The organism is Dellaglioa sp. CoH-56-MRSF-13 (assembly GCF_056782095.1).
The window spans coordinates 1-1818 of sequence record NZ_JBXAYC010000014.1 but is presented as its reverse complement, the minus strand read 5'-3'; the positions used below and the strand labels follow the sequence as shown (position 1 = coordinate 1818).

At 33.3% G+C, this 1818-nt stretch carries 1 protein-coding gene and 3 pseudogenes; 1 reads left to right on the top strand and 3 read right to left on the bottom strand.

The genetic code is table 11. From position 1 onward, the window contains the following. Positions 1-245: 245 nt before the first annotated feature. The 3 genes and pseudogenes from AC1RP1_RS07555 to AC1RP1_RS07545 all read right to left on the bottom strand — a co-directional run. Positions 246-449, bottom strand: a pseudogene (locus AC1RP1_RS07555) (GNAT family N-acetyltransferase); the annotation flags it as partial. Between the two features lie 183 nt (positions 450-632). Next, a complete protein-coding gene (locus AC1RP1_RS07550; protein WP_047916691.1) occupies positions 633-956 on the bottom strand; it encodes a DMT family transporter in 324 nt (107 codons plus the stop codon). 153 nt (positions 957-1109) lie between these two features. After that, a pseudogene (locus AC1RP1_RS07545) lies at positions 1110-1523 on the bottom strand (IS30 family transposase); the annotation flags it as partial. Between the two features lie 113 nt (positions 1524-1636). Here AC1RP1_RS07545 and AC1RP1_RS07540 point away from each other — a divergent pair. Next, a pseudogene (locus tag AC1RP1_RS07540) lies at positions 1637-1818 on the top strand (plasmid replication initiation protein); the annotation flags it as partial.

Sequence of the window (1818 nt, the reverse complement as noted above, 5' to 3'; positions counted from 1 at the left end):
AAAAACAAAAAGTTAATCCTGAAAATTACATTTTTGGCGCAATGAGAAATACTTTTGAAGTGTGGTACAGCGAATACCTGCAATCATTAAGTTAAAATGGCTACATTAGCTCATATAAGAGCCATAGAGAAACTTTAAAAGCAACAGGTGTGACAGAATTAGCGGTTTATCAAAAAGGAAAGCGAATTATGGTTACATTACCAGTCTAAAAAAACGTCCTCAACATCAAAAGTGAGGACGTTTTTTTAGATTTCTTTTTCTAAAATCGGACAAATACGATCTTGTTTTCCTAAAGGAAAATGTTTTATCCCGATTTTTTTAAATCCATGACGTTCATAAAAACGAATGCCTGCATAATTTTTTTCATAAACAGTCAAACGTAAATAACGTTTTTGTTTCGTTTTAGCATAACGATTCGCTTCATCGAGTAACCGTTGCCCTAACCCTTTGCGTACACGTTTTTGGAACGTCTACGCAAAGGCTTTTAGCAATCAAATTACTCACTATTATATCAAATATTTCAATTAATTAACCCGTTTTCAAATATTTATATTCTAAGCATAATAAAAAGACACACCAGGTGCCTTTTGTTTATTATAATATTTATACAGCTAGTCGTTTTTTATTTTGGTTTAATGACCAGGACCATACAAGTTTAAAATGACAACTCCTGACAAAATTAATACAATTCCTAAGACGCTGCTCAGATTAATAGATTCTTTCCAAACGACTACTGCCAAAACAGTTGTCAATACAATTCCTAAGCCAGCCCATAAAGCGTAAGCAACACTCAAGTTTATAGTTTTCATAGCTAATGCTAAAAAATAAAAACTTGCACCGTATGAAACTAAAGACCCCACAGTTTCCCAAAGCGAACTGAATCCGTTTGAAGCTTTTAACAAATTCGTTCCCAAGAGTTCACCTAGAATCGCGAGCCCCAAAAATATATATCCCATTAAATTACACCTACCTTTTTTTTTATAACGAAAATAATGCCAAAAATGAAAAAATTCATTAGTCGGCGTTTTTTAGCTAGCCACAACCCAGCTATTCGTATATTTTTTATTATACAATTTTACAATTTACTCCGCTTAATTGCAATGTCGTTTTTAATTATTCTCGAATTCTTGTTTTTTAACTTCAAGCATACGTTGTTTACGCTTTTCATAAGCTCTACGGTAACGTTGCATGGCTTTATATTCCTGCTCAAAGACTACCATAGGTCGTTTACCGTCAAGTGCCTGTCTCAATGGCATAGCATTCATTTTTGAAGCTACTTCATCTAATTGTCGTTGTTTCACATCTTTAAATGACGTGCCTTTAGGGTACCAATCACGTAGCTTACGGTTTCTGTTTTCATTTGAACCACGTTGTTGTGGTGATGACGGTGTGGCATAGTATAGCTTAATTTTAAGCTCTTTTTGAACATATTCTAAAAAGTCCCATGAGATAAATTCAGAACCATTGTCGGCTGTTATAGTACGCACAGCTTTGCCATAACGCTCATAAAACAACCTAAATGCATTGAAACACTTGACTTCTGGTAGAAAAATAGTCCATCTTTTTAGTATAAGAGCAGGATCATTTGCAGACCATAAACTAATTAACTTTATGGTCTGCAAATGATCCAAAGAAAATGGAAAAAATGATTGGGATTATTTTTAATGCTAAAAAGGCAAGTGAAACATTTATTACTCAACAAACAGGAAAACCAACAACTATCTTTTTAGATAACTACGAGGATTTGCAACATGACATCACAGTTTCATTGAGAAGAACATTTAACGCTATTAGAAATAAACAGGATAAAAAACAAAA

Coding starts and splice junctions, on each gene's coding strand:
- AC1RP1_RS07550 (WP_047916691.1), bottom strand. CDS start 956: ATGGGATATATATTTTTGGGGCTCGCGATTCTAGGTGAACTCTTGGGA.